Here is a 4,581-nt window from a genome sequence, read left to right as displayed (position 1 = left end):
GCCGCTTTCCAGCGGTGTTCCACCGGCAGGTCGAAGATGATTTCGCGGCTGGCCGGTCCGGAGAGCCAGGAGTTTTCGGCGATCTCGCGCTCGAGCTGCCCCGCACCCCAGCCGGCGTAACCGAGGGCCACCATGAATTTTTCCGGGCCGCGATTTTCTGCAATGGCCTCGAGGATGTCGCGCGAGGTGGATACGCCGAACTTGTCCGTCACCGACAGGGTGGATTCCCAGTTACCGAGGGGTTCATGCAGCACGAAACCGCGGTTGTTCTGCACCGGGCCGCCAAAGTAGACGGCGGTATCGGCGTGGCTCTCCGAGTTTGTCTCGATGCCGAGCTGTTCGAAAATCTCGCCGAGATGCAGGTCCATCATGCGGTTGATCACCACGCCCATGGTGCCCTCTTCCGAATGCTCGCAAATGAGCGTGACACTGCGCGCGAAATTTGCATCCGCGAGATTCGGCATGGCGATCAGGAAATGGTTGGCGAGTGAATCCGTGTCTTTCATGAAGAACAGTATCCGGCAGTCGGCTGCCAGACTCAAGACGCCTAGTTCTCGCTGGTGAGTCCGGATTCGTTGAATTTCCAGGTACGGGTGATGTGCAGCACGTCCAGGTCTGTGCGAATCTCGGACGGAAAGGGCGCGAAAGGCGCGGCGAGTTCAACGATGCGAATCGCGGCATCGTCGAGGATCTGCTGGCCGGAAGAGCGCCGGATCGAGATTTCGTTGATGCTGCCGTCGGCATTGAGCGCCACGTCGAGGAGCAAGTTCCCCGTCAAATGGCGTCGCTTTGCCTCGCTGGGATAATTGAGGTTACCGACGCTTTCGACCTTGGCGCGCCAGGCGTCCATGTAGGCGGCGAATTTATATTCCTGCGTGCGCGCGTTCAGGAACTTATGCCGTGGACGTTTCTGATACTCCTGCCAGGTGCGGCTGATCTCGGCGTTTAGGCGCGCGCGTTCCTGAAGTATTTCCGCCCGTGCCATGAGCCCGAGGCTGGGCGGCTGCAACTGCAACTCTTTATTGTCCGGCTTGGCGTCGCGCGCCTTGATTTTCCGGGTGGCGTCCTGGGAAAGCAGCGCGGTCATTTCGCGTTCGGATGAAACGCGTTTTTGAGGAAAGGATTGGAACGTCGGGAAGTCACGGTTGACCTGACTGATCTCGCGCACCGGTAGCGGATTCTTGGCGATCTCGGCGGTGTCGCTGTCACCGCCGCCGTCCTGGTTGGCCTGGGCGAGGAACTCCGGGTCCGGCGTGCGCTTGTCGCTCGAGGTCTGCACCAGCGTGATTTCGAGCGTCGGCAATCCCGGCAAGTTGCGCAATAGGGGCAAAGTAAAGGTGACGCCCAGGATCACGACCATGTGCACCAGGAATGAGCCAAAGACGCTCACCCCGAGACGGTCGTTTTGCGAGAAATCGGAGATCGTCTGGGTAGTCATGTGTGGAATAAAAACATCACGTATATCTTAAAGCTTATATCAAAATGAAAGTTAAAATTTTAGCCACAGAGTACACAGAGATAGTGAAAAATGGTTTTACTCTGTGACTTCCGTGGCTTGCTTTTTCATATTTTAGAGGTTCTTAATTCTGCCGGCGCGCGAGCCGGGAGGCGATGGCATCCATGAGCCCGGCGCTGATATGGAGTCCGTAAAGCCGGTCAAGTTCCCGGATGCAGGTCGGGCTGGTGACGTTGATCTCCGTCAGGTAATCGCCAATGACGTCCAGCCCCACGAAAAGCAGCCCCCTCTCGCGCAGCACCGGGCCGACTTGCGCGCAGATCCAGCGGTCGCGCTCGCTGAGCGGTACGCCGACCCCCGTGCCACCGGCGGCGAGATTGCCGCGGGTTTCGCCTTCGGCCGGGATGCGGGCCAGCGCGTAGGGAATGGGCTCGCCGTCGACCAGCAGGATGCGCTTGTCGCCTTGGGCAATTTCGGGGATGAAGCGCTGCGCCATGGCAAAGCGGGTTTCATCGGCGGTCAGAGTTTCGAGCACCACGTTCGTGTTCGGATCGCCGCGGCGCAGGCGGAATACCGACTCGCCGCCCATGCCGCCAAGCGGCTTGAGGATGATGTCGCCATGTTCGGCGAGAAAGCTGCGAATCTGTTCGGACGAGCGCGTCACCAGGGTGGGCGGCGTGCACTGCGGAAACCAGGCGGTGAAAAGCTTCTCGTTGGCGTCGCGCAAGCTACGTGGTTTATTTACCACCAGCACGCCGGCGTCCTCGGCACGCTCGAGCAGATACGTGGTGTAAATGTACTCCATGTCAAACGGCGGGTCCTTGCGCATGAGGACGACATCCATCGCCGCTAGCGGTTCCGTGAGAGATTCGCCGAGTTCATGCCAACGATGCTCATTCTCGATCAATCTGAGCGCGTGGTGGTGCGCGAAAGTCTGTCCGTCGCGTAGGAACAGGTCATTCTGTTCCATATAACGCACGACCCAGCCGCGCGCCTGGGCCTCGAGCAGCATGGCGAAAGTACTGTCTTTATGGATCTTGATGGATCCGATCGGATCCATCACCACGCCAAGCCGAATAGTCACGGAGCGGCGTTCAGACAATGGCCTGTTTCAGGCCTTGCGTCGCGGTCGCCAACCCGGCTTCCTTGGATTCGCGCGCCGCGGCCAGCAGCGCCAGGCGTGCCAAGACGCCGTAGGCGTAGAAGCGGTTGGGATTGGCATCGGGTGCCTGGTGCGGGTCGGGATAGCTGCAGGGGTCGGCGAAGGCGAGAGGTTCGAATTGCATGCCGGGGGCATTCAGGTTCTCATCGGTGCGGCGTTCGGTATGCACGCGGTAGAAGCCGCCGATGACGAAGTGGTCGATCATGTACACCACCGGTTCGGCGACCGCGTTCTTCGCGCCCCAGGTCTCGAAGGTATATACCCCTTCCTGAACCATGATGTCGGTGACGGCCTGTCCTTCCTTCGTATGTGCCATTTTGTTGCGTTGTTTTCGATTTAGCGCACGCACGTCATCGGCGCTCTTGACGGTCATGATCGCCATGCCGTAGGTGCCGGCGTCGGCCTTGACGATCGCAAACGGTTCCTGGTCGATCCCGTTCTCGCGGTATTTGAGCCGGGTCGCCGCCAGCACTTCTTCGACGTAATTGACCAGGCACTCTTCGCCAGTGCGTTTCTCGAAATCGATCTTGCCGCACTTGCGGAAGATCGGATCGATGAGCCAGGGATCGATCTTGATCAGGTCGGCGAATTCCGCGGCGATGCGGTGATAATGGGTGAAGTGATTCGACTTCAGGCGTTTCCACCATCCGAGCGACAGCGGCGGGGCGACGGGCTGTTCGAGATTTTGCAGGACCGTTGGCAAGCCGCCGGAGAGATCGTTATTGAGCAACACGAAGCAGGGATCGAAGTCGGTTACCGTAATCTTGTTTTCCCGACGCACGAGCGGTTCGAGCGTGAGCCGCCGTCCGGAGGGAAGCTCCACGGTTTTCGGTTCGCGCAAATCAGGTAGCATCGAACCGAGCCGCACGCGTAGGCCGGCCTTGGTCAGGATTTCGACGAGGGTGGCGAGGCTCTCGAAGTAGAAAAGGTTACGCGTGTGGTTCTCGGGAATGACCAGCACGCCACCGGCGCTCGGACAGATGCGCTCGAGCGCCGCCTGGACCGCCTGCACCGCCAACGAGCGGAAGGCCGGGTTGAGGTTGTTGAACCCGGCCGGGAACAGGTTGGTGTCCACCGGCGCCAGCTTGAAACCGGCATTGCGCAGATCCACGGAACAATAAAAGGGCGCCGGGGTCAGCTGCCACTGGGAACGGAACCAGCGCTCGATGCCAGCCTGGTTTTGCAGCAGGTGGGTTTCAATCTTCTGCAACGGCCCGGTCAGGGCCGTGGTCAGGTGTGGAACGGCAGGCCGAGAGTCGTTACCCATGGTTCCCTGGTATTGCGTCATGACTGGTCTTGACCCCATGGTAGCTGATTGCCTTGGTCCAAGTTAAGTCCAGGGGTTGGTACGATTCATGCTGCTATTTGCCCATTTTTCCTGCCTCCTTGGGGACCGCCTGGACAGGATTGAGGGCCGAGGCTGTATCCGGACGACTGGCCGAAGCATGGACTATATTGAGTAGGGTGAGCCGGCACAGGCCAGTGCATGGATTTTGGGTGGTGTTTGTGCTACCAAATCATTGTTATAGGAAAATAACTGCACAAATTACATCATTAACCGACCGGTTGTCGCGCGGTGGGTGGGAGAATTGCGTCCCATGGGCAGAGTCTCGGCGAGGATAGCGCACGTGAGCATCAAAGTGATGATTATCGATGACAGCAACACGATACGACGCACGGCCGAGGCGTTGCTGAAGAAGGCCGGTTACGAAGTCTACACGGCCGCCGACGGGTTTGAGGCCATGTCGATGATCACCGATAACAATCCGGACATTATTTTCGTCGACATCATGATGCCACGGCTCGATGGTTACCAGACCTGCCAGCTGATCAAGAACAACAAGAAATTCCGGGACACGCCGGTCATCATGTTATCGAGCAAGGACGGGCTTTTCGATCGCGCCCGCGGGCGGATCGCCGGATCGGAAGAACACGTCAACAAGCCGTTCACCCAGGAAGAGCT

5 protein-coding genes are annotated in these 4,581 nt (G+C 59.1%); 1 reads left to right on the top strand and 4 read right to left on the bottom strand.

Annotated features, from left to right (window positions below; genetic code table 11):
• From ACC569_RS13995 to gshA, 4 genes are all read right to left on the bottom strand, one after another.
• Positions 1-506, bottom strand: a 506-nt coding sequence (locus tag ACC569_RS13995) for a YqgE/AlgH family protein (protein WP_372524144.1), incomplete at its 3' end; no start/stop codon positions are given.
• 41 nt (positions 507-547) lie between these two features.
• The gene (locus tag ACC569_RS13990; protein ID WP_372524143.1) at positions 548-1,438 is read right to left on the bottom strand and encodes an energy transducer TonB; all 891 of its coding nucleotides are present in this window, start codon (positions 1,436-1,438) and stop codon (positions 548-550) included.
• A gap of 142 nt (positions 1,439-1,580) precedes the next feature.
• Positions 1,581-2,540, bottom strand: a complete 960-nt coding sequence (gene gshB, locus ACC569_RS13985) for a glutathione synthase (RefSeq protein WP_372524142.1) — start codon at positions 2,538-2,540, stop codon at positions 1,581-1,583.
• A gap of 10 nt (positions 2,541-2,550) precedes the next feature.
• The gene (gene gshA, locus ACC569_RS13980; RefSeq protein ID WP_372524146.1) at positions 2,551-3,885 is read right to left on the bottom strand and encodes a glutamate--cysteine ligase; all 1,335 of its coding nucleotides are present in this window, start codon (positions 3,883-3,885) and stop codon (positions 2,551-2,553) included.
• A gap of 376 nt (positions 3,886-4,261) precedes the next feature.
• Between gshA and ACC569_RS13975 the strand changes: the two genes are divergently transcribed.
• The coding region (locus tag ACC569_RS13975; RefSeq protein WP_372524145.1) for a PleD family two-component system response regulator at positions 4,262-4,581 on the top strand (320 nt) is incomplete at its 3' end.

The sequence above is a fragment of the Sulfuricaulis sp. genome (assembly GCF_041499725.1).
Lineage (GTDB): Bacteria > Pseudomonadota > Gammaproteobacteria > Acidiferrobacterales > Sulfurifustaceae > Sulfuricaulis.
The sequence above is the reverse complement of the archived record's forward strand: the minus strand, read 5'-3'. Positions and strand labels throughout refer to the sequence as shown.

Excerpts from the sequence above, each read along its gene's own strand:
- ACC569_RS13990 (WP_372524143.1), bottom strand. The coding sequence starts at position 1,438 with ATGACTACCCAGACGATCTCCGATTTCTCGCAAAACGACCGTCTCGGG.
- gshA (WP_372524146.1), bottom strand. The coding sequence starts at position 3,885 with ATGGGTAACGACTCTCGGCCTGCCGTTCCACACCTGACCACGGCCCTG.